At 68.7% G+C, this 24267-nt stretch carries 24 protein-coding genes; 8 read left to right on the top strand and 16 right to left on the bottom strand.

Going from position 1 to position 24267, the window contains the following annotated elements:
• Positions 1 to 128: 128 nt before the first annotated feature.
• The gene (locus KPB06_RS05020; protein WP_275906089.1) at positions 129 to 1094 is read right to left on the bottom strand and encodes a methyltransferase domain-containing protein; all 966 of its coding nucleotides are present in this window, start codon (positions 1092 to 1094) and stop codon (positions 129 to 131) included.
• Between the two features lie 81 nt (positions 1095 to 1175).
• On the opposite strand from KPB06_RS05020, the gene KPB06_RS05025 reads away from it, so the two are divergent.
• Both KPB06_RS05025 and trmL read left to right on the top strand, forming a co-directional pair.
• Positions 1176 to 1973: a ComF family protein gene (locus KPB06_RS05025; RefSeq protein WP_089465176.1), complete on the top strand. Its 798-nt coding sequence runs from the start codon at positions 1176 to 1178 to the stop codon at positions 1971 to 1973.
• Positions 1974 to 2072: 99 nt separating this feature from the next.
• The gene (gene trmL, locus KPB06_RS05030; protein ID WP_060966618.1) at positions 2073 to 2543 is read left to right on the top strand and encodes a tRNA (uridine(34)/cytosine(34)/5-carboxymethylaminomethyluridine(34)-2'-O)-methyltransferase TrmL; all 471 of its coding nucleotides are present in this window, start codon (positions 2073 to 2075) and stop codon (positions 2541 to 2543) included.
• Between the two features lie 33 nt (positions 2544 to 2576).
• Here trmL and KPB06_RS05035 read toward each other — a convergent pair whose 3' ends face one another.
• The 5 genes from KPB06_RS05035 to KPB06_RS05055 all read right to left on the bottom strand — a co-directional run bounded on the left by KPB06_RS05035 (position 2577) and on the right by KPB06_RS05055 (position 5512).
• A complete protein-coding gene (locus tag KPB06_RS05035; RefSeq protein WP_060312476.1) occupies positions 2577 to 3101 on the bottom strand; it encodes an O-acetyl-ADP-ribose deacetylase in 525 nt (174 codons plus the stop codon).
• 107 nt (positions 3102 to 3208) lie between these two features.
• Complete coding sequence (locus KPB06_RS05040) at positions 3209 to 4207, bottom strand: NAD(P)H-dependent glycerol-3-phosphate dehydrogenase (protein WP_124862590.1); 999 nt, start codon at positions 4205 to 4207, stop codon at positions 3209 to 3211.
• 26 nt (positions 4208 to 4233) lie between these two features.
• Entirely contained in the window at positions 4234 to 4725 is a 492-nt protein-coding gene (gene secB / locus KPB06_RS05045) for a protein-export chaperone SecB (RefSeq protein ID WP_059576108.1), read from the bottom strand.
• Positions 4726 to 4832: 107 nt separating this feature from the next.
• The gene (grxC, locus tag KPB06_RS05050; protein ID WP_006477722.1) at positions 4833 to 5093 is read right to left on the bottom strand and encodes a glutaredoxin 3; all 261 of its coding nucleotides are present in this window, start codon (positions 5091 to 5093) and stop codon (positions 4833 to 4835) included.
• On the bottom strand, positions 5090 to 5512 hold the full coding sequence (locus tag KPB06_RS05055; protein WP_040142128.1) for a rhodanese-like domain-containing protein: 423 nt from the start codon (positions 5510 to 5512) through the stop codon (positions 5090 to 5092). Before KPB06_RS05055 ends, grxC begins: the two co-directional genes overlap by 4 nt.
• A gap of 135 nt (positions 5513 to 5647) precedes the next feature.
• On the opposite strand from KPB06_RS05055, the gene gpmA reads away from it, so the two are divergent.
• From gpmA to KPB06_RS05070, 3 genes are all read left to right on the top strand, one after another.
• The gene (gene gpmA, locus KPB06_RS05060; protein ID WP_060966616.1) at positions 5648 to 6394 is read left to right on the top strand and encodes a 2,3-diphosphoglycerate-dependent phosphoglycerate mutase; all 747 of its coding nucleotides are present in this window, start codon (positions 5648 to 5650) and stop codon (positions 6392 to 6394) included.
• A 267-nt stretch (positions 6395 to 6661) separates the two neighbouring features.
• Positions 6662 to 8215, top strand: coding sequence for a S41 family peptidase (locus KPB06_RS05065; protein ID WP_060966615.1), 1554 nt, complete (start codon positions 6662 to 6664; stop codon positions 8213 to 8215).
• A 104-nt stretch (positions 8216 to 8319) separates the two neighbouring features.
• Positions 8320 to 9072, top strand: coding sequence for a HesA/MoeB/ThiF family protein (locus KPB06_RS05070; protein ID WP_060966614.1), 753 nt, complete (start codon positions 8320 to 8322; stop codon positions 9070 to 9072).
• 95 nt (positions 9073 to 9167) lie between these two features.
• Here KPB06_RS05070 and ptsP read toward each other — a convergent pair whose 3' ends face one another.
• From ptsP to KPB06_RS05105, 7 genes are all read right to left on the bottom strand, one after another.
• Positions 9168 to 10940 (bottom strand): phosphoenolpyruvate--protein phosphotransferase, encoded by a 1773-nt coding sequence (ptsP, locus tag KPB06_RS05075; protein ID WP_059576166.1) that lies wholly within the window; start codon positions 10938 to 10940, stop codon positions 9168 to 9170.
• Between the two features lie 201 nt (positions 10941 to 11141).
• Entirely contained in the window at positions 11142 to 11411 is a 270-nt protein-coding gene (locus tag KPB06_RS05080; protein WP_006477716.1) for an HPr family phosphocarrier protein, read from the bottom strand.
• Positions 11412 to 11484: 73 nt separating this feature from the next.
• Positions 11485 to 11961: a PTS sugar transporter subunit IIA gene (locus KPB06_RS05085; RefSeq protein ID WP_059576100.1), complete on the bottom strand. Its 477-nt coding sequence runs from the start codon at positions 11959 to 11961 to the stop codon at positions 11485 to 11487.
• A 231-nt stretch (positions 11962 to 12192) separates the two neighbouring features.
• On the bottom strand, positions 12193 to 13149 hold the full coding sequence (gshB, locus tag KPB06_RS05090) for a glutathione synthase (RefSeq protein WP_059576097.1): 957 nt from the start codon (positions 13147 to 13149) through the stop codon (positions 12193 to 12195).
• 27 nt (positions 13150 to 13176) lie between these two features.
• Complete coding sequence (gene gshA / locus KPB06_RS05095) at positions 13177 to 14466, bottom strand: glutamate--cysteine ligase (RefSeq protein WP_059576095.1); 1290 nt, start codon at positions 14464 to 14466, stop codon at positions 13177 to 13179.
• 244 nt (positions 14467 to 14710) lie between these two features.
• Positions 14711 to 16225 (bottom strand): ammonium transporter, encoded by a 1515-nt coding sequence (locus KPB06_RS05100; RefSeq protein ID WP_059576090.1) that lies wholly within the window; start codon positions 16223 to 16225, stop codon positions 14711 to 14713.
• A 37-nt stretch (positions 16226 to 16262) separates the two neighbouring features.
• Positions 16263 to 16601, bottom strand: a complete 339-nt coding sequence (locus tag KPB06_RS05105; RefSeq protein WP_006398175.1) for a P-II family nitrogen regulator — start codon at positions 16599 to 16601, stop codon at positions 16263 to 16265.
• Positions 16602 to 16957: 356 nt separating this feature from the next.
• Here KPB06_RS05105 and KPB06_RS05110 point away from each other — a divergent pair, with 356 nt between their 5' ends.
• Together KPB06_RS05110 and KPB06_RS05115 are read left to right on the top strand one after the other, a co-directional pair.
• Positions 16958 to 17209 (top strand): accessory factor UbiK family protein, encoded by a 252-nt coding sequence (locus tag KPB06_RS05110; RefSeq protein ID WP_006489451.1) that lies wholly within the window; start codon positions 16958 to 16960, stop codon positions 17207 to 17209.
• A 289-nt stretch (positions 17210 to 17498) separates the two neighbouring features.
• Positions 17499 to 19103: a YifB family Mg chelatase-like AAA ATPase gene (locus KPB06_RS05115; protein ID WP_059608806.1), complete on the top strand. Its 1605-nt coding sequence runs from the start codon at positions 17499 to 17501 to the stop codon at positions 19101 to 19103.
• 333 nt (positions 19104 to 19436) lie between these two features.
• Here KPB06_RS05115 and KPB06_RS05120 read toward each other — a convergent pair whose 3' ends face one another.
• Complete coding sequence (locus KPB06_RS05120; protein ID WP_059576056.1) at positions 19437 to 20012, bottom strand: hypothetical protein; 576 nt, start codon at positions 20010 to 20012, stop codon at positions 19437 to 19439.
• A 172-nt stretch (positions 20013 to 20184) separates the two neighbouring features.
• Here KPB06_RS05120 and KPB06_RS05125 point away from each other — a divergent pair, with 172 nt between their 5' ends.
• Entirely contained in the window at positions 20185 to 20721 is a 537-nt protein-coding gene (locus KPB06_RS05125) for a peroxiredoxin family protein (protein ID WP_059576053.1), read from the top strand.
• Positions 20722 to 20807: 86 nt separating this feature from the next.
• Here the strand turns inward: KPB06_RS05125 and KPB06_RS05130 are convergent, their stop codons facing one another.
• Entirely contained in the window at positions 20808 to 22160 is a 1353-nt protein-coding gene (locus KPB06_RS05130; protein WP_059576050.1) for a sigma-54-dependent transcriptional regulator, read from the bottom strand.
• Positions 22161 to 22257: 97 nt separating this feature from the next.
• Positions 22258 to 24267, bottom strand: a complete 2010-nt coding sequence (locus KPB06_RS05135; protein WP_060008925.1) for a sensor histidine kinase — start codon at positions 24265 to 24267, stop codon at positions 22258 to 22260.

Below are 24267 nucleotides of genomic sequence, written 5' to 3' on the forward strand. Positions count from 1 at the left end.
GGCATCCACAAGCAAGCGCCTATCGCCCGCCAAGCCAAGCGCGACAAGCTTTCCGGCCGTTTTAGCCGCCAATTCGACCCCGCTTTGCACCGCTAATTTCGGACATAACAAAACCCCTCTTTACCGCTTTACCGATTCTTCGGGCGCCCCTTGCCGATGTCCTCGATGCGCACGATCCCGTGCCCTTCGGCGGTCGTGCGCGGCACGGCCTTCCACGCGTGGCCGTAGATCACCTCGAACGTCAGCGGGATCGTGCCGTCCTCGCGCCGGCGCGCGTCCAGCGCGTCGCCGAGCGCCGCGCGAAAGCGCCGCGCCGCTTGCGGCGGCGCCGTGCGCGCGAACGGATAGGCGCCCCAGCGGCGCACGTCGGCCAGCAGGGAATCGGCGGATTTGTACGTGACGGTCAGCACTTCCTGGTCCATCACGGGAATCTCGAAGCCGCTTTCGACGAGCATGTCGCCGAGGTCGTGCATGTCGACGAAATCGATCACGCGCGCGGCGGGGGGCGCGATGCCGAGCGCGGCTTCGGCGTCCGCGCAGGCCGCGCGCAGCTCGCGCAGCGTGTCCGGGCCGAGCGTGCTGAACATCAGCAGCCCGTTCACGCGCAGCACGCGCTGCCATTCGGGGAAGACGGTATCGGGACGCGAATGCCAGTGGAGCGCGAGATTCGACCAGATCAGGTCGAACGCGCCGCCGGCAAACGGCAGCGCCGCGAAATCGGCCTGCGCGACGCGCGGGCCGCGCTGGCCCAGCGCCCGGCCGAGCGAGGCCGGCAACCAGCGGCGCCAGGTGGTCTGCTCGACCTCGCGCTGACCGGCCCGCGCGAGCATCGCGCCGGACAGGTCCACGCCGAACACCGGCGCCTCCGGAAAGCGCGCGCGCAGCGCCGGCAGGTCGTCGCCCGGGCCGCAGCCCGCATCGAGCACGGCCGCGGGGCTCACCTTGATGTATTCGAGGCGCTCGTTCATCCGCTGCGCGATCTCGCGCGGCAGGAACGCAACCGCATCGAACGTGGCGGCACGGCGGTCGAAGATCCGCCGCACGCGCCTGGCGTCATTGGCCGGACGGCCGGTTGAAGTCGAAGCTGGGGACATGTCGGGCACACTGGCGAAGAGCCCGAAGTATACTCGCTCGCCTCGCAAGCTTCATTGAGGCGGCATGCCAGGAGTGTTGCGATGGTCCGCGGTTCCGCCGGGCGCACGATGCGCGTCGTTTTGTCGCAGGTTCGAACGCTGGTCGTGCGCGTTGCCGCGGTCACGTTGCCGAATCGCTGCGCGTTGTGCGGCAATTTGTCACACACCGTGATTTGCGGCGCCTGCGATGCCGCGTACTGGAACGAAGCGCGGCTGCGCTGCGACGTGTGCGCGCTGCCGCTCGGCGTCGGGCAGGCACGATCGCCCGCTGGCACACGCATGGGCACCGGCCGCGCGGCCGCGTACCGGTGCGACGCATGCCGCACCGCGCCGCCGCCGTTCGATGCGACGCTCGCGCTCGCCGATTACCGCGCGCCGCTCGACGGGCTCGCGCGCGGCCTGAAGTTTCACGCGCGGCTCGCGCTCGGCGGCGAATTCGCGGCCCGCCTCGCACGGCTGGTCGACGATACGCGCGGCGCGAGCGGCTTCGACCTCGTCGCGCCGGTGCCGCTGTCGCACCGGCGGCTCGTCGCGCGCGGCTACAACCAGGCGTGGGCGATCGCGCGTCCGCTGGCGCGCCGGCTCGGCGTGCCAGCGGACGCGGCCCTGCTCGCACGCGTCGCCGACACCGCGCCGCAATCGCGGCTCGATCGGCGCGCACGGCACGACAACGTGATGGCGGCGTTCGCGGTGGCAGGCGGCGTCGCCGGCCGCCACGTCGCGCTCGTCGACGACGTGATGACGTCCGGCGCGACGCTCGCGGCGGCCGCGCAGGCGCTGAAGGCGGCGGGCGCCGTGCGCGTGACGAATCTGGTTGCGCTGCGCACCGCCAAGGATTAATTAGATGGAAAGGCCGGCCGCCCGCGCGCGGCCGTCACGAACCGGCCGGCCGGATGCACGCGCGTTGCGCCGCTCCGGCCACCCCAGCCAAACCGAAACATGTTCAACGTCGTCCTCGTCGCTCCCGAAATTCCGCCGAACACCGGCAACGTGATCCGCCTGTGCGCGAACACCGGCGCGCACCTGCACCTGATCGAGCCGCTCGGCTTCCCGCTCGACGACGCGCGGATGCGCCGCGCCGGCCTCGACTATCACGAGTATGCGCAGATGCGCGTGCACCGCGACTGGGACGCGTTCGTTGCCGCCGAAGCGCCCGATCCCGCGCGGATGTTCGCGTTCACGACGCGCGGCTCGGGCCGCTTCCACGATCGTGCGTTCCTGCCCGGCGACTGGTTCGTGTTCGGCTCGGAAACGCGCGGCCTGCCCGCCGAGCTGCTCGACCGCTTCCCGAACGAACAGCGCGTGCGCCTGCCAATGCGGCCGGACAACCGCAGCCTGAACCTGTCGAACACGGTCGCGGTGGTCGTGTTCGAGGCGTGGCGCCAGGCCGGCTTCGAAGGCGGCGCGTAACGCTCGCTGGCGCAATCCGCGGCGCGGAGCCCGTCAGGTTCGCGCGAGCCGCGCGCGGTACAGGTCGTAGATGTCGGGGGAAAAGCACGCGAACACCACGCGGGCGAGATTCGGCGCCTGCGCGAGCATCTCGGCGACGGTGCCGACCGCGATGTCGACGGCGGCTTCGGCCGGATAGCGGTAGACGCCGCAACTGATCGCGGGAAACGCGATCGACGTCGCGGCCACTTCTTCGGCCAGCTCGATCGCGCGCCGGTAGCACGACGCGAGCAGCTCGGCCTCGCCGCGCGCGCCGCCGTACCAGACCGGCCCGACCGCGTGGATCACGTAGCGCGCCGGCAACCCGTGGCCGCGCGTGAGCTTCGCGTCGCCGGTGTCGCAGCCGCCGAGCGTGCGGCACTCGGCGAGCAGGCCGGGGCCTGCCGCGCGGTGGATCGCGCCGTCGACGCCGCCCCCGCCGAGCAGCGAGCCGTTCGCGGCGTTGACGATCGCATCGACGTCGAGCGTCGTGATGTCGACGAGCTGTGCATCGAGCGTGGTGGAATGGATCTGCAGCATGACAACCTCGCGGAACGCGGGAGACCGTTCAAGCGTAGTCCGCTTTGGCGCCGCGCGCCCGGCGCAACCGTGCCGGGCGATCCGGTCGCGCGCGACGCGGACCGCGCCTATTCAGCGCGCGCGTCGCGGCGCAGCAGGCCGCTCACGGCGTCGCGCGGCGCGATGCCGTCGAACAGCACGCCGCATACGGCTTCCGTGATCGGCATTTCGATCGACTGCGCGCGCGCGAGCGCCAGCACGGCCTGCGCGCAGCGCACGCCTTCGGCCACGTGGCCGAGCGCGCCGAGGATGTCGTTCAGCGTGCGGCCGGCCGCCAGTTGCAGGCCGACGGTGCGGTTGCGCGACAGGTCGCCCGTCGCGGTCAGGATCAGGTCGCCGAGGCCCGTGAGCCCCGTGAAGGTTTCCGCGCGGCCGCCGAGCGCCACGCCGAGCCGCGACATTTCAGCGAGGCCGCGCGTGATCAGCGCGGCGCGTGCGTTCAGCCCGAGGCCGAGGCCGTCGGAAATGCCGGTCGCGATCGCCAGCACGTTCTTCACCGCGCCGCCGACCTCGACGCCGACCACGTCGTCGCCCGTGTAGATCCGCATCGCGCCGTGATGGAACGCGGCGAGCGTGCGCTCGCGGCATTCGGCCGACGCGCTCGCGACCGTCAATGCGACGGGCAGCGACTGGCCGACCTCGCGCGCGAAACTCGGGCCCGACAGCACGCCGTTGCTCCGCTGTTCGGGCAACTCGGCCGCGATCACCTGATGCGGCAGCAGATGCGTGTCGGCCTCGAAGCCCTTGCAGACCCAGACGATGTGCGCGGGCACGCAGCCTGCATCGCGCATCGCGCGACACAGCGTGCGCAGCCCGGCCACCGGCGCGGCGATCGCGCACAGCGCGTCGTGAGCAGCGCCATGCGCGAGCGCGGCGCCGAGATCGGCGTCGTAGCGCAGCGCATCAGGCAGCGCGATGCCGTCCAGATAGCGGGAATTTTCGTGCCGGGCCTGCAGCCCGGCGATGAGCGCGGCGTCGCGCGCCCACAGAAGCGTATCGTGCCGCGCGGCCAGATGGCCCGCGAGCGCGGTGCCCCAGGCACCGGCGCCGAGAACGGCTACTTTCATACCCAGCACCGGTCCGGAGTGAAACGTCAGTTCAGCGTCGTGCCGTTCGGCGCACCGTTCGCGCCTGCCGCGGCGCCGGCCTGCTGCTGAAGCTGCGCGAGACGCTGCTCGTACAGCGCCTGGAAGTTGATTTCGGCCAGGTGGATCGGCGGGAAGCCGGCACGCGTGATCGCGTCGGCGATGTTCGAGCGCAGGTACGGGAACAGGATCGTCGGGCACGCGATGCCGACGAGCGGGTCGAGCTGTTCGTCCGGAATGTTGCGGATGTCGAAAATGCCGGCCTGCTTCGCTTCGATCAGGAATGCGACCTTGTCCTTCACCTTCGCGGTGACGGTACCCGACACGATGACTTCGAACACGCTTTCCGCGAGGCGGTCGGCCTTGACGTCGACTTCGACTTCAACCGACGGCATGTCCTGCTCGAGGAAGATCGCCGGCGAATTCGGCTGCTCGAGCGACATATCCTTCAGGTAGACGCGCTGGATGTTGAAGAACGGTTGGTTTTCGACGTCGGACATGGTGTTTCCCTAAAAGTGGTGACGGGGCGGCCCGGCTGTTCGCCGGCCGCCACGGATGTATCGTGCGCGCCCAAGCCGCGGCGCGGCCGGCGGCCATTCTGCCCTAATCAGGCCGCTTGCAGAAGCGGCACGAGGCCGCCTTCGCGGTCGAGCTTCGACAGATCGTCGTAACCGCCGACGTGCGTGTCGCCGATATAGATCTGCGGGACCGTGCGGCGCCCCGTGCGCGTCATCATTTCCTCGCGGCGGGCCGGATCGCGATCGATCAGCACCTTTTCGATCTGCTCGACGCCGCGCAGCTTCAGCAGGCGCTCGGCCTGCATGCAATACGGACACACCTGCGTGCTGTACATCAAAACCTTGTTCACTTCGCCACTCCTTGTTTGACGACCGGCATCCCGGCCTGCTGCCAGGCGGCCACGCCGCCTTCGAGCACGTGCACCTCGGCGTAGCCCGCCGCCTCGACCTCGCGCGCCGCCTTCTGCGACTGCTGGCCGTTCTGGCAGACGAGCAGCACCGGGGTGCTCTTGTTCTTCGCGACCTGCGCAATTTTCGCGCCGATCTCGCCCGCGGCGACCTGACGCGCCGACGGCAGATGGCCGGCCGCGAAATCGGACGGCGCGCGCAGGTCGATCACGACCGCGTTGCGACGATTGATGAGCTGCGTCGCCTCCGCGGCCGACAAGCCGCCGCGGCCGCGGCGCAGCGCCGGCCATGCAAGCAGGCCGCCGGAAACCAGCAGGATCGCGATAAGGGCCAGGTTCGTGTAATTGGTAAAGAACGTCACGGAATGTCGCCGGAAAAGAGAAATCGGATGAGGACAATCCCGCCATTATAAAATAACCGTCTTGCGCGATGGCGGGCCCGAACCGGGCGCCGCGCGACGCGCCCCGCTTCCCTCTCACTACCGACCGCAAGATCCATGTACAAACTCGTTCTCATCCGCCACGGCGAATCGACGTGGAACAAGGAAAACCGCTTCACCGGCTGGGTCGACGTCGACCTGACCGAACAGGGTCGCAACGAAGCCTACCAGGCCGGCGAATTGCTCAAGGAGGCCGGCTACACGTTCGACATCGCGTACACGTCGGTACTCAAGCGCGCGATCCGCACGCTGTGGCACGTGCAGGACAAGATGGACCTGATGTACCTGCCGGTCGTCCACTCGTGGCGCCTGAACGAGCGCCACTACGGCGCGCTGTCGGGCCTGAACAAGGCGGAAACGGCCGCGAAGTTCGGCGACGAGCAGGTGCTCGTGTGGCGCCGCAGCTACGACACGCCGCCGCCCGCGCTCGAGCCGACCGACGAACGCGCGCCGTTCGGCGACCCGCGCTATGCGAAGGTGCCGCGCGAGCAGCTGCCGCTCACCGAATGCCTGAAGGACACGGTCGCGCGCGTGCTGCCGCTGTGGAACGAGTCGATCGCGCCCGCGGTGCGCGCCGGCAAGCAGGTGCTGATCGCCGCGCACGGCAACTCGCTGCGCGCGCTGATCAAGTACCTCGACGGCATCTCGGACAGCGACATCGTCGGCCTGAACATCCCGAACGGCGTGCCGCTCGTGTATGAACTCGACGAGAACCTGAAGCCGATCACGCACTATTACCTCGGCGACCAGGAAGCGATCGCGCAGGCGCAGGCCGCCGTCGCGAAGCAGGGCAAGGCGGGCTGACGCCCGTCGCGGCGGGCGGCCCGCGCCCCGGCGCGGCCGTCCGTCCGCGCTTCGGGCCGCGGCCTGCACGCCGCGCGAACCTTCGCGGCCCTGCCGCGGTCGAATCCGCTTTCGAACTCCGCTGCGCGCCCGGCGGCGCCCTGCCGGGCCCTCAGCGGCCGTTGCGGCGCTTTTCGCGCCGTTCCACTGAGTTATCGGACGAACAGTTATACTTGTCCGCTACATCCCCGCTACCGCCACGCGCTTCCCGACCGCACCCGACTCTCTATGCGAATGAATTTGAAGAACATCGGCCTGATTGCCGCGGGCCTCGCCACGGGCGTATTCGCCACGCTGCAGGTTTCCGCATCGGCCGAGCAGACCGCCACGGCGCCGCTTCCCCTCGACCAGCTCCGCCTGTTCGCGGAAGTATTCGGGCAGATCAAGCGCGAGTACGTCGAGCCGGTCGACGACAAGAAGCTGCTGACGGCCGCGATCAAGGGCATGGTGTCGAGCCTCGATCCGCACTCGTCGTTCCTCGACAAGACCGACTATGACGAGCTGCAGGAGCAGACGAAGGGCCGTTTCGCGGGTCTCGGCATCGAGATCTCGCAGGAAGACGGCCTCGTCAAGGTGATCTCGCCGATCGAGGACACCCCCGCGTTCCGCGCCGGCATCCGTCCGGGCGACCTGATCACGCGCATCAACGACAAGCCGGTGCGCGGCATGACGCTCGACAAGGCCGTCAAGCAGATGCGCGGCGAGCCGGGCACCAAGGTCACGCTGACGATCTTCCGCAAGAGCGACGACCGCACGTTCCCGGTCACGGTCACGCGCGCGATCATCAAGGTCCAGAGCGTGAAGATGAAGATGCTCGATCCGGGCTACGCGTATATCCGCATCACGAGCTTCCAGGAGCGCACGACGCCCGATCTCGCGCAGAAGCTGCAGGACATCGCGCGCCAGCAGCCGAACCTGAAGGGCCTGATCCTCGACCTGCGCAACAACGGCGGCGGCCTGCTGCAGAGCGCGGTCGGCGTGGCCGGCGCGTTCCTGCCGCCCGACTCGGTCGTCGTGTCGACCAACGGCCAGATCCCCGATTCGAAGCAGGTCTACCGCGATACGTACGACAACTATCGCCTGCCGTCCTTCGACGGCGATCCGCTGAAGAACCTGCCGCCCGTCTTCAAGACCGTGCCGATGATCGTGCTGACGAACGCATATTCGGCGTCCGCGTCGGAAATCGTCGCCGGTGCGCTGCAGGATTCGAAGCGCGCGCAGATCATGGGCAAGACGACGTTCGGCAAGGGTTCGGTGCAGACGGTGCGCCCGATGACGGCCGACACCGCGCTGCGCCTGACCACCGCGTACTACTACACGCCGAGCGGCCGTTCGATCCAGAACAAGGGCATCACGCCGGACGTGCCGGTCGATCAGTACGCGGACGGCGATCCGGACGACGTGCTCGTGACGCGCGAGGTCGACTACACGAACCACCTCGCGAACACGCAGGATCCGAACGAGAAGAAGGAACAGGAAGAGCGCGAGCAGCGCCGGATGGATCAGTTGCGCGTGCTCGAAGAGCAGAACGACAAGAAGACGCCGGAGCAGCGCCAGAAGGATCGCGATCGCAAGCCGATCGAGTTCGGCAGCGCCGACGACTTCATGATGCAGCAGGCGCTCAACAAGCTCGAAGGCAAGCCGGTCCAGGAATCGAAGTCGCTGCTCGCCGAGAGCACGACGAAGAGCCCGGCCGCGAAGGCTGCCGCGAGCGCGAAGGCATCGGGCGCGAGCGCCGCGAAGCCGGCTTCCGCACCGAAGCCCGCCTCCGCGCCGAAGTAAGCGCCGGCCGGCATCCGACGGGCCATCGCGGGAAGACCGCGATGGCCCGTTTTTCATGCGCGCCTAAAATAACGAACGTCCGCCCGCCTCGCCCACGACTGCCCATGAACGACGATCAACTCCTTCGCTACTCCCGCCACATCCTCGTCGACGAAATCGGCATCGAGGCGCAGCAGCGCTTTCTCGACGCGCATGCGATCGTCGTCGGCGCGGGCGGCCTCGGCTCGCCCGCCGCGATGTACCTCGCGGCGTCGGGGGTCGGCACGCTCACGCTCGTCGACGCCGACACGGTCGACCTCACGAACCTGCAGCGGCAGATCCTGCACGTGACGGCATCGGTCGGGCGCAGCAAGGTCGAGTCGGGACGCGACGCGCTGGCGCAACTGAATCCCGAGGTGAAGGTGAACGCGGTCGCGGCGCGCGTCGACGATGCATGGCTCGACGCGCACGTGCCGCACGCGAGCGTCGTGCTCGACTGCACCGACAACTTCGCGACGCGGCACGCGATCAACCGTGCGTGCGTCGCGCACGGCGTGCCGCTCGTGTCGGGCGCCGCGCTGCGCTTCGACGGCCAGATCAGCACGTTCGACTTCCGCGACGCGGCCGCGCCCTGCTATGCGTGCGTGTTCCCGGAAGACCAGCCGTTCGAGGAAGTCGCGTGCGCGACGATGGGCGTGTTCGCACCGACCGTCGGGATCATCGGCGCGATGCAGGCGGCCGAGGCGCTGCGCGTGATCGGCGGCATCGGCAAGACGCTCAACGGGCGGCTGATGATGCTCGATTCGCTGCGGATGGAATGGACGACGATGAAAATCGCGCGCCAGGCCGATTGCCCCGTGTGCGGCGGGCGGCACTGACGCGCGCATCACGCACGCGCCGGACGCGCTTGCGTGACACTTCGCTACAATTCGCGGCCAGCGGCGGCTGAACGCCCAAGCGCGCCCAGGCTTGCCTAGGCGGCCGCGTCCGCGCGCGGCTCGGCGACCGACAGCCGCTGCAGCGCCGCCTGCACTTCTTCCGGCTCGAACGCGGCCAGCACGTCGGCCGTCGGCTTTTCGAGCGCCTTCAGGTGCGCGCGCAGGATCTCCTGCTTCACGACGAGCAACTGGCTCGGATGCATCGAGAACTCGGTGAGCCCCATCCCGAGCAACAGGCGCGTGAGCGCCGGATCGCCCGCCATCTCCCCGCACACCGACACCGACACGCCCGCGCGCTTCGCCTCGCGCAACGTGTACGCGATCAGATGCAGCACCGCCGGATGCAGCGGATCGTACAGATGCGCGACCGCGTTGTCGGCGCGATCGATCGCGAGCGTGTACTGGATCAGGTCGTTCGTGCCGATCGACAGGAAATCGAAGCGCTTCAGGAACAGCGGCAGCGCGATCGCCGCGGCCGGGATCTCGATCATCGCGCCGATGCGCACGTTCGGATCGTACGCGAGCCCCGCGTCGTCGAGCTGGCGCTTCGCCTCGCGGATCAGGTCGAGCGTCTGGTCGATTTCCTGCGCGTGCGCGAGCATCGGGATCAGGATCTTCACCTGGCCGAACGCGGACGCGCGCAGGATCGCGCGCAACTGCGTGAGGAACATCTGCGGCTCGGACAGGCTCCAGCGGATCGCGCGCAGCCCGAGCGCCGGGTTCGGCGCCGTTTCGTAGCCTTCGTCGAGCGCCTCGAGCGGTTTATCGGCGCCGACGTCGATCGTGCGGATCGTCACCGGCATGCCCTTCATCCACTCGACGGCCCGCTTGTACGCGGCGAACTGCTCCTCCTCTTCCGGCATCTCCTTCTGATGCATGAACAGGAACTCGGAGCGGAACAGGCCGACGCCGACCGCGCCGGCCTCGACGGCCGCCTTCGCGTCGTCGGGCAGCTCGATGTTCGCGTACAGGTCGATCTTCGTGCCGCACAACGTTTGCGTCGGCGAGAACTTCAGGCGCTGCAGCTTGCGTTGCTCCAGCAGCTTCTCGGACTGGCGGTACGAATATTCCTCGAGGACGATCGGCGCCGGATCGACGATCACGATGCCCGCGTCGCCGTCGACGATGATCAGGTCGTCCTGGCGGATCAGCGCACTCGCATGCTGGACGCCGACCGCGGCCGGAATGCCGAGGCTGCGCGCGACGATCGCGGTGTGCGACGTGCGCCCGCCGAGATCGGTGACGAACGCCTGGAACGACTGCGTCTTGAACTGCATCATGTCGGCCGGCGCGATGTCGTGCGCGACCACGATCATCTCGTTCGTGCCATTCCTGGCCGCGCCGTCGAGCGCCTGTGACGCCGACGGCGCACCGGCGAGCGCCTTCAGCACGCGCTCGACCACCTGCTCGATGTCGGCCTTGCGCTCTCGCAGGTATTCGTCCTCGATGTCGTCGAAATGGCGCGTGAGCAGCTCGAGCTGCTCGGTCAGCGCCCATTCGACGTTGTAGCGGCGCGTGCGGATCAAGTCGATGGTTTCCTGCACGAGCATCTCGTCGCTCAGGATCATCGTGTGAACGTCGATGAAAGCGCCGACTTCGCTCGGGGTGTCGTCGGTCAGGTCGGCGCGCAGCGCTCCGAGCTCGCGACGCACGACGTCGAGCGCCGTGCGGAATCGCTCGACTTCGGCGTCGATCTGGTTGGCCTCGATCAGGTAATGGGCGACGTCGAGCGCCGCAGGCGCGATCAGATACGCTCGCCCGATCGCGATACCTCGTGAGACGGGAATGCCATGCAGCGTGAAGGACACGCGCACCTCCTCTGTACAAGTAAAGCCGCGGCACACTGCTGCGATGCGCTTATGACCCCGGTTAGCGATTATAAATTCCGCGACTCCCTGCTGACTGCATGCACCGCAGCATTGCGCATTTCGCATCAATGCTTCCGACGAAAAAAATGCCGCGAAACCCGCGGCATTCTCAGTCGAAACGGCAACGATCGCGCGCGGCGATCACTGACCTTCGCCGAACTTGTCGGCGATCAGCTTCAGCAGCGCGTCCATCGCTTCCCGCTCGTCGGGCCCTTCGGTCTCGATCGTCACGGTGCTGCCGATACCGGCCGCCAGCATCATCACGCCCATGATGCTCTTCGCGTTGATCTTGCGCCCGTTGCGTGTCATCCAGACTTCCGACTGGAAGTTGCCGGCCAGTTGCGTGAGCTTGGCCGATGCGCGCGCATGGAGCCCCAATTTATTGACGATGGTGGTTTCTTGTTGAAGCATGATTCTCGGTCGGGTCGGTCGGGACCGCCGGCGGCGCGCGCCGGCGGGTCGGTCTAAAACGGAAAACGGATGCTCAGTGCGATTCGCTCGGGGTACGCGGCTGCGGTTCGGGCGGAATCGGCGCGCACTGGCCGCAGCCGGTTTCCGTCGGCGGCGGCGGCGTGCCGGACGACACCTCGTGCACGCCCTTCGCGCCGCCGGACAGCGCCTTGTCGACCAGCTTGTCGAGCGGCACGGTGCGATAGCAGACGGCCCGCACGAGCATCGGCAGGTTCACGCCGGCCAGCACGCGCACGTTGTCGAGCTTCGCGAGCTGGCCCGCGATGTTCGCGGGCGTCGCGCCGTACATGTCGGTCAGCACCACGACGCCGTTGTCTTCGCGCAGCCGCGCGAGTTCCGCGTGCGCAAACGCCATCACCTGGGCCGGATCGCTGTCGGCCATCACGTCGATGCAGCCGATGCGGGCGGGCACGCCGCCGTAGATGTGCGCGATGCAGTCGCGCAGCGCGGTGGCGAGCGGGGCGTGCGCGATGATCAGGATCCCGGCCATGTCAGATCGCTCCCGGCCGCCCCTGGCGGGCCGATACCCCGCGGCGGGGCAATGAGCGTAGCGAGTGTGGGGAACGTTTCATGTTCAGCCTTGCAACAGTGTCGGCCCGACCGCCGGGCCTTCGGTGCGCCGATCACGGCACCGGGCAAGCGGGCATTGTAGCAGGCCGGTCAAGCGGCTCCGGCGACGGGGGACCTGCGCGGCCGCCGCCGGGGTTGCACGGGCGGCGGCCTACGCGGCCGCACGCTCCAGCGCGTCGATGAACATCGCGGCGACGTCGAAGCCCGTCTGCTCCATGATCTCGCGGAAGCACGTCGGGCTCGTGACGTTCACCTCGGTCAGCCAGTCGCCGATCGCGTCGAGGCCGACCAGCAGCAGCCCGCGCGACGCGAGCACGGGCCCGAGCGTCGCGGCGATCTCGCGGTCGCGCTCCGTCAGCGGCTGCGCGACGCCGAGGCCGCCCGCGGCGAGATTGCCGCGCACCTCGCTGCCCTGCGGAATCCGCGCGAGCGAATACGGCACGGGCTCGCCGCCGATCAGCAGGATGCGCTTGTCGCCGGCCTTGATCTCGGGAATGAACTTCTGCGCCATCACCGAGCGCGTGCCGTCGTGGCTCAGCATCTCGACGATCGAGCCGAGGTTCATGCCGTCCGGCTTCACGCGGAACACGCCCATCCCGCCCATCCCGTCGAGCGGCTTCAGGATCACGTCGCCGTGCTCGGCGTGGAACGCGCGCAGCCGTTTCGCGTCGCGCGTGACGAGCGTCGGCGCGACGAACTGCGCAAACTCGCCGATCGCGAGCTTCTCCGAGTGATCGCGGATCGACTGCGCCTTGTTGAACACGCGTGCCCCCGCGCGCTCGGCCAGCTCGAGCAGCCACGTCGACGTCACGTATTCCATGTCGAACGGCGGATCCTTGCGCATCAGCACCGCGCCGAACGATTCGAGACGGCGCGCGTCGACCGGGCCCGCGTCGAACCAGGTGTCGCGATGCAGGTCGTCCAGTTCGCCGACGAACGCGATGCGCCGCACGTCGGCCTCGACCGCCGAGCCCGTCCACGCGAGGTGGCGCGGCTCGCACGCGTACACCGCATGCCCGCGCCGGGCGGCCTCCGCCATCATCGCGTAGGTCGAATCCTTGTAGATCTTGAAATGCTCGAGCGGGTCGGCGATAAAAAGAATGTCCATGCGGGTCCTGTACGTAGCGAAGGTCCGTTACACCTGGATGGCTTCGGGGTCGGTCTTTTCCAGTTCGATCGACGACGCGATCAGCGACAGCCGCGCGACGACGCCGTACATGTAGAAACGGTTCGGCGGCGCGGCGCCCGGCTTGGCGCCTGCATCCGGCAGCGCGGTGTGCTCGAAGCCGAGCGGCACGTAGTGCATGCCGGGCGCGTTCAGGTTCTGGTCGCGCTCGCGGCCGCCGTGCGTGCGGTAGAAGCCGCCGACCACGTAGCGGTCGATCATGTACACGACCGGCTCGGCCACTTCGTCGCCGACGCGCTCGAACGTGTAGACGCCTTCCTGCACGATCACGTCGCGCACCGCGAGGCCGGCCTTCGATTCGGCCATCTGCGCGCGCTCGGCCTTCGTCATGCGGCCGATCTCGGCCGCGTCGTGCACGGTCATCACGCCACGGCCCGCGGTGCCCGCGTCGGCCTTCACGACGACGTACGGCTTCTCGCTGATCCCGTATTCGCGATACTTGCGCGCGATCTTCTTCAGCACGCCGTCGATCGCGTCGGCGAGCGCCTGCTCGCCTTCATGCGCCTGCCAGTCGACGCCTTCCACGTGCGCGAAATACGGATTCACCATCCACGGATCGACGCCGACCATCTTCGCGAACTTCTTCGCGACGTCGTCGTAGCACGCGAAGTGCGTCGACTTGCGGCGCACGGCCCAGCCCGCGTGCAGCGGCGGCAGCAGGTATTGCTCGTGCAGGTTTTCCAGCACGGCCGGGATGCCGGCCGACAGGTCGTTGTTCAGCAGGATCGAGCACGGATCGAAATTCTTCAGGCCGAGGCGGCGCTGCGAACGCTCGAGCGGTTCGAGCACGATCTTCTGGCCGTCGGCCAGCGTGATCGGCGTCATGTCGGTGATGCCGGGGTCGAGCGAGCCGAAGCGCACGTTCAGGCCGGCCTGGCGCATGATCGTCGCGAGACGCGCGACGTTTTCCAGATAGAACGCGTTGCGGGTCGGCAACTCGGGAATCACGAGCAGATTCTTCGCGTCCGGGCAGATCTTCTCGATCGCGGCCATCGCGGCCTGCACGGCGAGCGGCAGCACTTCGGACGGCAGATTGTTGAATGCGCCGGGAAACAGGTTCGCATCGACGGGCGCCAGCTTGAAGCCGGCATTGCGCAGGTCCACCGAACAATAGAACGGCGGGGTGTGTTCCTGCCATTCGAGCCTGAACCAGCGTTCGATCGCAGGCGTCGCGTCGAGGATCTTCTGCTCGAGTTCGAGCAGCGGACCGTTCAACGCGGTAACGAGGTGGGGAACCATGAATCACTCGCGAGCGGGAGAATGAAGATTGTAGAGCAATTGCCTTGCCCATTTGGGGATTGTTCCCGGCTTCACAAGGATTATGGAGGCAGTTTTCGGCTATTGACCCGATAGAGTGAAGGGTTATCCGCTACGGCAGCCCGTGACAGGAGAAAAAAAGCCCGCCGGTGAGGCGGGCCGAAGTCGCTGCGCTCATTCGGAGCGGGCGCCGTCGTCGCGGCGGCCCGCCGTTGATTCGTGTGACTTATTCCACGTGCTCGCCGTGCAGGATCACGTCGAGACCTTCGCGCTCTTCCTCTTCGGTCACGCGCAGGCCGATGGTCAGGTCGATCAGCTTCAGCAGCACGAAGCTCAGCACGCCGCTGTAGACCAGCGTGATCAGCACGCCCTTCGCCTGCAGCAGCAGGCTGCCGTCGAAACCGCCGATGTCCTTGACCGCGAATACCCCGGTCAGCAGCGCGCCGAGAATCCCGCCGATGCCGTGCACGCCGAACGCGTCGAGCGAATCGTCGTAGCCGAGCTTCGACTTGAGCCAGGTGGCCGACCAGAAGCAGATCACGCCCGCCGCGATGCCGATCACGAGCGCGCCCGCCACGCCGACGAAGCCGGCTGCCGGCGTGATCGCCACGAGACCCGCGACCGCGCCCGACACGATGCCGAGCACCGACGGCTTGCCCTTCGCGATCCACTCGGCGAACATCCAGCCGAGCGCCGCGCAGGCGGTCGCGACTTGCGTCGTCAGCATCGCGAAGCCGGCACGGCCGTCGGCCGCGACCGCCGAACCCGCGTTGAAACCGAACCAGCCGACCCACAGCATCGAGCCGCCGATCATCGTCAGCACCAGGTTGTGCGGCGCCATCGATTCACGACCGTAGCCGACGCGCTTGCCGAGCACCAGGCACGACACGAGGCCCGCGATACCGGCGTTGATGTGCACCACCGTGCCGCCCGCGAAGTCGAGCACGCCGTCGGACGACAGCCAGCCGGTCGGCTCCCACACCATGTGCGCGATCGGCACATAGACGATCAGCGACCAGAGCGTCATGAACACGAGCATCGCCGAGAACTTCATCCGGTCGGCGAACGCGCCGCAGATCAGCGCCGGCGTGATGATCGCGAACGTCATCTGGTAGACGAAGTAGACCGATTCCGGAATCGTCGTCGCGAGGTGGCTGACGGTCAGCGTCGTCGCCTTGTCGCCCTTCACGTAGGCCATGCCGTGCAGGAACACGCGCGACAGGCCGCCGATGAAGCCGTTGCCCGGCGTGAACGCGAGGCTGTAGCCGACCACCGTCCACAGCACCGTGATCAGCGCGGTGATCGCGAAGCTCTGCATCACGGTCGCGAGCACGTTCTTCTTGCGGACCATGCCCGCGTAGAACAGCGCGAGGCCGGGGATCGTCATGAACAGCACGAGCGCGGTGGACGTCAGCATCCACGCGGTGTCGCCCGCGCTGATCTTCGACGAATCGACCGAGAACGGGGCCGTCGGTGCGGCCGGGGCGGCCGGCGCGGACGCGGCGGCGGCAGCCGATGCGTCGGCCGCGCCCGAAGCCGGTGCGGCGGCGGATGCGTCGGCGGCCGGTGCGGAAGCCGCCGGCGCGGCCGCGCCCGATGCGTCGGAAGCGGTGGCGGCGGGCGCGGAAGCAGCCGCGGTGGAACCAGCCGCGGCGGACGCCGCGTCGTCCGCGAGCGCGGAGCCGACGCCGGCCGCGATCAGCGAGCCTGCCATCAGCAGGGACATCAGAAGTTTGCGCATCTTGGGTTTCCTCTTGTCGCTTGTCTTGTCTGTTCTGTTACAGCGCGTCGGCGCCCGTCTCCCCGGTGCGAATCCGGATCACCTGTTCGATCGGCGTGACGAAGATCTTGCCGTCGCCGATCTTGCCCGTGCGCGCCGCCCGCTCGATCGCTTCCACCGCCTGGTCGACGAGATCGTCGGAGACGGCCGCCTCGATCTTCATCTTCGGCAGGAAATCGACCACGTATTCGGCGCCGCGGTACAGCTCGGTGTGCCCCTTCTGGCGCCCGAACCCTTTCACCTCCGTCACCGTGATGCCCGAGACGCCAAGCGCCGACAGCGCCTCGCGCGTCTCATCGAGCTTGAACGGCTTGATGATTGCGGTAATGAGTTTCATGAAGTCCTCTCGCTGGGTTGTCCCGTCGAATTGGTTGGAATGTTGTAACGGACTCTTCTCAGCAACTCGCATGCCATGTCGGCCCGAACACCGTCTCGAACGGCTTCGGAACGGGGTCACATCGCGTGGTGTAAGGCGCGGAAGCCCGGCCGAATGGCCAACATGGGCCGCTTTGCTGGCGCGGCGAAAGGATCGTTGCTAGAGTGCACGCACGTCCCGGAACGCCGGGCCATTCACCCATGCGGGCGCCATGCCCGGAATTCGCGCCCCGCGCGCACCATTTCCGGTCATGCGTGCATCATGGGCACGTACGCAACTGAAGATGCACATTTTTTGTGCAAGGAAGGGGAATCACCATGAAGCAACCCAGCGACGTTTTCAACGACCTGCAATCGCGCGTCAGCGATTTGCTGAAAAACTCGCCGGCCAAGGACGTCGAGCGCAACGTGAAGGCCATGCTGTCGCAAGGCTTCTCGAAGCTCGATCTCGTCACGCGCGAGGAATTCGACACCCAGGCACAGGTGCTCGCCCGCACCCGCGTGCGCCTCGAGGAACTCGAAAAGCGCGTCGCGGAACTCGAGCAGAAGCTCGCCGCCCCGCAGGCCTGACGCCACCCGGCCGCGAGGGCCGGGCGCGGGCCGCCACGTGCGGCCTGCGCCCGCCACCTTCCTCCACGCTTCGTCGTCCGTCGTTCTTCGCCGTACCCTCCGCTCTTCGCCGTTCATCGTTCTTCGCAGCATCCTCCGCTCTTCGCAGTCCATCGCTCTTCGCAGTTCGTCGTTCGCAACACCTCGTTCTTTCCCCGCGCCACGCCGGCAAGCGCGCACCGATTTCTCCGATTCCCGCGGCGTGCGGCCCCGAACGGCCGTCGTCCGCCCGTCATGCAGGAGCCTCGCCATGTCGCTCGCCGTGGTGCGCAGTCGCGCGCCCGCCTCCGGCCGCGCGCCGGACGTCACCGTCGAAGTCCATCTCGCCAACGGATTGCCGTCGTTCTCGATCGTCGGGCTGCCCGATCTCGAAGTCCGCGAAAGCCGCGAGCGCGTGCGCGCCGCGCTGCAGAACTGCGGATTCGAATTCCCGGTGCGCCGCATCACCGTCAATCTCGCGCCGGCCGATCTGCCGAAGGAATCGGGCCGTTTCGACCTGCCGATCGCGCTCGGCATCCTTGCCGCGAACGGCCAGATCCCGGCCGACGCGCTGGCCGGCCGCGAATTCGCGGGCGAGCTGTCGCTGACGGGCGCGCTGCGGCCGATGCGCGGCGCGTTCGCGATGGCCTGCGGCGCCGCGCGGGACTGGCGCGCGGCGCAATCCGGCGCTGGCAGCGCCGGCGGCCCGAGCCTTGATTTCCCCGCCTCGCGCGATTGCACCGCGACATCGCGGCCGCCCGAGCTGTATCTGCCGCTCGACAGCGCCGCCGAGGCCGCGCTCGTGCCGGGCGTGACCGTATTCGGTGCACGCGACCTGCCCGCACTATGCGCGCACCTCGCCGATGCGCCGGACGGGCGGCTCGCGCCGGTCGCGGCGCCCTGCCTCGACGGCCTCGCGGCGCCGGCCGCCCCCGACCTCGCGGACGTCGTCGGGCAGCGGGGCGCCCGGCGCGCGCTCGAAGTCGCGGCCGCGGGCGGCCATCACATGCTGATGGTCGGGCCGCCCGGGGCCGGCAAGTCGATGCTGGCCGCGCGCCTCGCGGGGCTGCTGCCGCCGCTCACCGACGACGAGGCGCTGACCTCGGCCGCGCTGCTGTCCGCGAGCCGGCTTGGCTTCTCGCCCGCGCAGTGGCGCCGCCGGCCATTCCGCGCGCCGCACCACTCGTCGAGCGCCGCCGCGCTGGTGGGCGGCCGCAATCCGCCGCAGCCGGGCGAAATCACGCTCGCGCACCTCGGCGTGCTGTTTCTCGACGAGCTGCCGGAATTCGACCGGCACGTGCTGGAAATGCTGCGCGAGCCGCTGGAAGCCGGCCGCATCACGATCTCGCGCGCGGCCCAGCAGGCCGACTTCCCCGCCGCGTGCCAGTTGATCGCCGCGATGAACCCGTGCCCGTGCGGCTGGCACGGCGATCCGTCCGGGCGCTGCCGCTGCTCGCCGGACGTCGCCGCCCGCTATCTGCGCAAGCTGTCGGGGCCGCTGCTCGATCGCATCGACATCCAGATCGACCTGCCCGCGCTGTCGCCGGCCGAGCTCGCGACGCGCGCGACGGCGCCCGGCGAGCCGAGCGCGGCGGTGGCCGCCCGCGTCGCGCAGGCGCGTGCGCTGCAGCTCGAGCGGCAGGGCAAGACGAATCACATGCTGAGCGGCCGCGAAACCGACGACCTGTGCCGGCCGACCGACGAAGGCGAGCGGTTGCTGCGCGAGGCCGGCGAGCGCTTCGGCTGGTCGGCGCGCGCGTATTTCCGCGTGCTGAAAGTCGCGCGGACGATCGCCGACCTGGCCGGCGACCCGCTGCCGACGGCCGCGCAGATCGCCGAGGCGATCCGCTACCGGCGCGCGTTGACGGCGCTGTGAGCGCGCGAGGAGGACAAAATCAGGCTGTCAAGACTTGACTTATGCACAATTTCGCGAATCCGGCCCCGGATCGCGGCTCGCCGCGGCCTTTACCGAAGGGAATTCGTATCCCGTTGTTTTAATTGATTTTTCTCAAACGGCGAGCGGGCGACCAAACGAGTCGGAAGGCCGTCCGGCGCGGCTTTGCGGGAGATACGCGCGACTTTTCAACAAAGTTATCCACATGCGCTGTGGATAGTCGAAAAACCCTCGCAAAATCCGGCGATTAGCGTCGAAAGCTGCGAATGAACTTTCAGTTGTCGCAGCGTGTCTGAGCGCCCTCGCCGGCCGTCGTCAATCGAGTTTGAACGAGCCGAAAAACTGGTCGAGCTGCTCCTGCGCGAGCGGCCCGTCGGCGATCACGACGGCCTGATACGCGTGCCGGCCGCGCGCGGCGAGCCGCGCGACGATCGTCTTGCGGGCGCGATCGCCTCCGGCGGCGGCTGCGCCGGCGATGCGTAGCTCGACCCCGTTCACCGCGCCGCCGGCCGCGAGCGGCACCGGCACCGCCGCCGTCCGCGGCGCGCCGTCGAGGTTGCGCGACAGCCCGGCGCGCAGAAATTCGAGCGCCGCGCGGCGCGTGTCGTCGCGATCGTCGGGCAGCGTCAACGTGCCGACCGCGAATACCGCGCCGTCGACGTGCGCGGCCTGCATCCGCATCGGCATCGACGTGCCGCCGAGCACCACCGGCTGCTCCTCGACGGTCGGCTTCGCCGGCAGGTCGATCGTGTAGCCCGCATCGTTGTGCAGCGTGCGCCAGTCGTACGAAGGCGAGCACGCGGCCAGGGCGGCGCTCAGGCAGGCCAGCGCGGCGAAGTGTCGCAGTGGACGAAAACGGGGGCGCAACGAATCGATGACTTCCTTCGGCATGGCGTGGATCGCGGCAGGCAAAACGGCCATTATCCGCCGAACCCGAAAACCGGGACGCGGGGCCGCCGCCGGTGCGCGCGCCGCATTCGCGCTAAAATGAGCGCCGAATTTCGACGTCCTTTTCGTCGACGTCGTTTGCATCGATCCGCGTCATCGACTCCGAGAGCACCAGATGAACACCACGCCTTCCACCCGCCGCAGTGCCGGCCCCGTGCGCTACCTCGTCGCGGCCGCCGTCGTCGCGGCGATCGCCGTCGCCGGCTTCTTCGCGTTCAACGGCAAGTCCAGCGTGCCGGACGCGACCTTCACGCTGCTGTCGGGCCAGAAGGTCTCGACCGCCGGCGACCTGAAGGGCAAGGTCTATCTCGTGAACTTCTGGGCGACAAGCTGCGCGACCTGCATGCAGGAAATGCCGCAGATGGTCGATACCTACAATCGCTTCAAGGGTCAGGGGCTGGAATTCGTCGCGGTCGCGATGAACTACGATCCGCCGATGTACGTCGCGAACTACGCGCAGACGCGCCAGTTGCCGTTCAAGGTCGCGCTCGACGACGGCAGCGTCGCGAAGCAGTTCGGCAACGTGCAGCTCACGCCGACGACCTTCGTCGTCGACAAGGACGGCAAGATCCTGAAGCGCTACGTCGGCGCGCCGCAATTCGCGGAACTCGACGCGCTGCTCAAGAAGGCGCTCGACGGCAACGCGGCCTGAGCGCCGCACACCGCACGGCAGGACTTGCAGGGCCGCACACCGCGCCCTGCTCCGCAAAACGGACCGCACCGCGGTCCGTTTGCATTTCAGCGCTCGGTTTCGCCTTTCGCCGACAGCCCGTAGCGCTTCATCTTCTCGTACAGCGTCGCCTTGCCGACATGCAGCCGGTCGGCCGTCGCCGCGACCGCGCCGCCCGTCTGGTTCAGCGCCTCGGCGATCACCGCGCGCTCGAACTGCTCGATGCGCTCCTTCAGCGTCTGGTCGTTGTCGGCCGCGTCGCCCGCGCCCGTTTCCTGCGGCATGTCGGCCACGCCGAGCACGAACCGGTCGGCCGCGTTGCGCAGCTCGCGCACGTTGCCCGGCCAGTCGCGCTGCATCAGGCTCGCGCGCTGCCGGTCGGTCAGCACCGGCGCGGGCCGCCCGTAGCGCACGGCCGCGTCGAGCATGAAGTGCTCGAACAGCGGCACGATGTCCTCGCGGCGCTCGGCGAGCGGCGGCAGCGCGATCGTCACGACGTTGAGCCGGTACAGCAGGTCGCGCCGGAACGTGCCGGCCGCGACGAGCTCGCTCATGTCGCCCTTCGCGGCCGCGACCACGCGGCAGTTCACGCGGATCGGCTGGTTCGAGCCGAGCCGCTCCAGCACGCCGTCCTGCAGCACGCGCAAGAGCTTCACCTGCAGCGCGAGCGGCATGCTTTCGATTTCGTCGAGGAACAGCGTGCCGCCGGACGCGTATTCGAGCTTGCCGACGCGCCGCTTCGCCGCGCCGGTGAACGCGCCGGGCTCGTAGCCGAACATCTCCGACTCGAACATCGGCTCGGGCAGCGCGCCGCAATTGACCGCGATGAACGGCTTGTCGCGGCGCGGCGACAGCTCGTGCAGGCTGCGCGCGATCAGCTCCTTGCCGGCGCCCGTGTCGCCGTTGATCAGCACCGACGCGTCGGTCGGCGCGATGTTCGCGATCAGCTTGCGCACCTGCTCGATCGCCGGGCTGCGGCCGATGATGCGCGGCGCGACGACGTTCTGCCCGGCCAGCTCGCGCCGCAGCGCGTGGTTCTCGAGCACGAGCTCGCGGCGCTCGAGCGCGCGGCGTACCGTCTCGATCAGGCGCTCGGCCGCGAACGGCTTCTCGATGAAGTCGTACGCGCCGTCGCGCATCGCCTGCACGGCCATCGAGATGTCGCCGTGCCCGGTGACGAGGATCACCGGCACGTCGGGCACGCGCTCGCGGCACTGCGCGAGCACGTCGAGCCCGCTGGCACCCGGCAGCCGGATGTCGCTCACGATCGCGCCGGCGGTATCCGCGACGATCGCCTTCTCGGCCGCCTCGGCCGACTCGAAGCCGGCGACGTCGAAGCCCGCCAGTTGAAGGCTCTGCACGCTCGCCCGGCGCACGAGCGCATCGTCTTCGATATAGATCACTTGCAGCCGGTTGGCCATCTTGGTCACTTGCTCCTGACAGGCCGCGCGGCGCCCGCGCGGCTCTCGTTGATGCCGGTCGTCGCCGACCGGGCCTGCATCCTGCCGCCCGTCCAGGCTAATGCGAGCCCGCCGGCTCGGACACGGAGTCCGGATGATGCGTGCGGGCGCGCCGCAGCGTCAAGACGAACAGCGCGCCGCCCGACGGGGCATTGCGGGCGGTCAGCGCGCCGCCCGCGTCGCTGGCGATCGACGACGAGATCGCGAGGCCGAGCCCGAGCCCGCGCCCCATTTCCTTGGTCGTGAAGAACGGCTCGAACAGGCGCGGCAGCAAATCGGGCGCAATGCCGGAGCCGTTGTCGCACACCTCGACCGCGAGCGTCGCGGCCGACACCGCGATCGTCACCTCGATGGCCGGCGCCGCGACGCCGGCCACCGCGTCGAGCGCGTTGCCGAGCAGATTGATCAGCACCTGTTCGAGGCGCAGGTCCTCGCAGCGCGCGACGAGTTCGGGATAGTCGCGCGCCAGATCGAGCGGCGCATCCCGCGCGGGCGACACGGTGGCATCCTGCAGCGTCAGCGTGAGCGCGACGCCGCGCAGGCGCTCGTCGAGCAACGACAGCACGCTGCGCAGCGCACGCACGACGAGCGCCTGCTCGTTGCGCGGCTTCGCGCGGCCGACGAACAGTTTCAACTGGTTGGTGATCTTGCCCATCCGCTCGGTGAGCGCGGCGATCGCCTCGAGATTCTCGCGCGCGGCGGCCTGCTCGCCGCGATCGAGCAGCACGCGCGTGTTGTCCGAGAAGCTGCGCAGCGCCGCGAGCGGCTGGTTCAGTTCATGCGTGATGCCGGCCGCCATCTGGCCGAGCGCGGCGAGCTTGCTCGCCTGGATCAGTTCGTCGTGCGCGGCGCGCAGCTCCTGCTCCGCGCGGATCCGGTCGCCGACTTCCTTCTGCAACTGCTCGTTCGCTTCAGACAAATCGGCCGTACGCTCCTCGACGCGCCGGTTCAGCTCCGCGTACGCCTGCTGCAGCAGCGCGCGGCCACGGATCATCTCGCGCACGCGGGCGCGGCGCATCCGCCAGTAGAACGCGAGCAGCGCGACCGACACGAAGCCGAAGCCGGTGACGATCGTCGCGTTGCGCGCGTCGGCATCGATCGGCGCGATCGGCGCGAGCGTGACGAGCAGCCAGTCGGGCTCGCCGATCCGGCGCTTGCTGGCGAGAAAGCGCGGCGCGCGCCGGCCGGCGCCGAGGCGCACGATTTCCGCATCGGCGCCGAGCGTCTGCTCGACGCGCAGCGGCAGCGGCGTGACCGGTTGCTGCGCGTACTGGCGCGTTTCGTAGATCGACGCGGCGACGGGCCCCGTGAGCGGGCGCAGCGTGTGGTACTTCCATGCGGGCACCGACGACAGGAACACGACGCCGTGATCGTCCGCGACGACGAGCGGCTCCGACGCATCGGCGCCCTGGAACCATTCGAGATTGAGCTTCACGACGACGACGCCCGCGATCCTGCCGTCGCGCCACACCGGCTGCGAGATGTAGTAGCCGGGGTCGCGCGAGATCGTGCCGATCCCGAAGAAGCGGCCGACCCGGCCGTTCATCGCATCGACGAAATACGGGCGGAAACGGTATTCGATCCCGACGAAGCTGTCGGGCGCGCGCCAGTTGCTGGCGGCGACGCACAGGCCGTCCGCGCCGATCACGTAGGTGACGGTCGCGTGCGCGTGCTCGTTGAGGTCTTCGAGATAGCGGTTGACGCGCGCGGTGTAGTCGGCGCGCTTCGGCTCGGCGAGCAGATCCTGCACGTACGGATGGCTGCCGAGCAGATAAGGCAGCGATTCGTAGCGGTCGAGCGTGCTCTTGAGCGCGTTGGTGGTGCGATCGACGCGCACCGCGGCATTGCGCTGCAGCTCGGCGACGCCGCGCTGCCAGGTGATCGTCCACGTCAGCGCGCACGCCGCGGCGAGCGCGGCGGCGAGCACGACGAGGATGAGCAGGCGGCGCGTCACGGTCGAGGCTTCCTGACGATGCGGATCGCCTATTGTGTCATAGGGCTCCGCATCGATGCCCGGGCCGCCGCGCGGCGCGCCGCCCGCGGGCGACACCGCCGCCTGCTCGCTCAT

The sequence above is a fragment of the Burkholderia semiarida genome, from assembly GCF_029268935.1.
In the GTDB taxonomy this organism is placed as follows: Bacteria; Pseudomonadota; Gammaproteobacteria; order Burkholderiales; family Burkholderiaceae; genus Burkholderia; species Burkholderia semiarida.

Bases quoted from the DNA above. Each gene is read 5' to 3' on its own strand.
- KPB06_RS05020 (WP_275906089.1), bottom strand. From the start codon at position 1,094: ATGTCCCCAGCTTCGACTTCAACCGGCCGTCCGGCCAATGACGCCAGG.
- KPB06_RS05025 (WP_089465176.1), top strand. From the start codon at position 1,176: ATGGTCCGCGGTTCCGCCGGGCGCACGATGCGCGTCGTTTTGTCGCAG.
- trmL (WP_060966618.1), top strand. From the start codon at position 2,073: ATGTTCAACGTCGTCCTCGTCGCTCCCGAAATTCCGCCGAACACCGGC.
- KPB06_RS05035 (WP_060312476.1), bottom strand. From the start codon at position 3,101: ATGCTGCAGATCCATTCCACCACGCTCGATGCACAGCTCGTCGACATC.
- KPB06_RS05040 (WP_124862590.1), bottom strand. From the start codon at position 4,207: ATGAAAGTAGCCGTTCTCGGCGCCGGTGCCTGGGGCACCGCGCTCGCG.
- secB (WP_059576108.1), bottom strand. From the start codon at position 4,725: ATGTCCGACGTCGAAAACCAACCGTTCTTCAACATCCAGCGCGTCTAC.
- gpmA (WP_060966616.1), top strand. From the start codon at position 5,648: ATGTACAAACTCGTTCTCATCCGCCACGGCGAATCGACGTGGAACAAG.
- KPB06_RS05065 (WP_060966615.1), top strand. From the start codon at position 6,662: ATGCGAATGAATTTGAAGAACATCGGCCTGATTGCCGCGGGCCTCGCC.
- KPB06_RS05070 (WP_060966614.1), top strand. From the start codon at position 8,320: ATGAACGACGATCAACTCCTTCGCTACTCCCGCCACATCCTCGTCGAC.
- KPB06_RS05080 (WP_006477716.1), bottom strand. From the start codon at position 11,411: ATGCTTCAACAAGAAACCACCATCGTCAATAAATTGGGGCTCCATGCG.
- KPB06_RS05085 (WP_059576100.1), bottom strand. From the start codon at position 11,961: ATGGCCGGGATCCTGATCATCGCGCACGCCCCGCTCGCCACCGCGCTG.
- gshB (WP_059576097.1), bottom strand. From the start codon at position 13,149: ATGGACATTCTTTTTATCGCCGACCCGCTCGAGCATTTCAAGATCTAC.
- gshA (WP_059576095.1), bottom strand. From the start codon at position 14,466: ATGGTTCCCCACCTCGTTACCGCGTTGAACGGTCCGCTGCTCGAACTC.
- KPB06_RS05100 (WP_059576090.1), bottom strand. From the start codon at position 16,225: ATGCGCAAACTTCTGATGTCCCTGCTGATGGCAGGCTCGCTGATCGCG.
- KPB06_RS05105 (WP_006398175.1), bottom strand. From the start codon at position 16,601: ATGAAACTCATTACCGCAATCATCAAGCCGTTCAAGCTCGATGAGACG.
- KPB06_RS05110 (WP_006489451.1), top strand. From the start codon at position 16,958: ATGAAGCAACCCAGCGACGTTTTCAACGACCTGCAATCGCGCGTCAGC.
- KPB06_RS05115 (WP_059608806.1), top strand. From the start codon at position 17,499: ATGTCGCTCGCCGTGGTGCGCAGTCGCGCGCCCGCCTCCGGCCGCGCG.
- KPB06_RS05120 (WP_059576056.1), bottom strand. From the start codon at position 20,012: ATGCCGAAGGAAGTCATCGATTCGTTGCGCCCCCGTTTTCGTCCACTG.
- KPB06_RS05125 (WP_059576053.1), top strand. From the start codon at position 20,185: ATGAACACCACGCCTTCCACCCGCCGCAGTGCCGGCCCCGTGCGCTAC.
- KPB06_RS05130 (WP_059576050.1), bottom strand. From the start codon at position 22,160: ATGGCCAACCGGCTGCAAGTGATCTATATCGAAGACGATGCGCTCGTG.
- KPB06_RS05135 (WP_060008925.1), bottom strand. From the start codon at position 24,267: ATGAGCGAGCAGGCGGCGGTGTCGCCCGCGGGCGGCGCGCCGCGCGGC.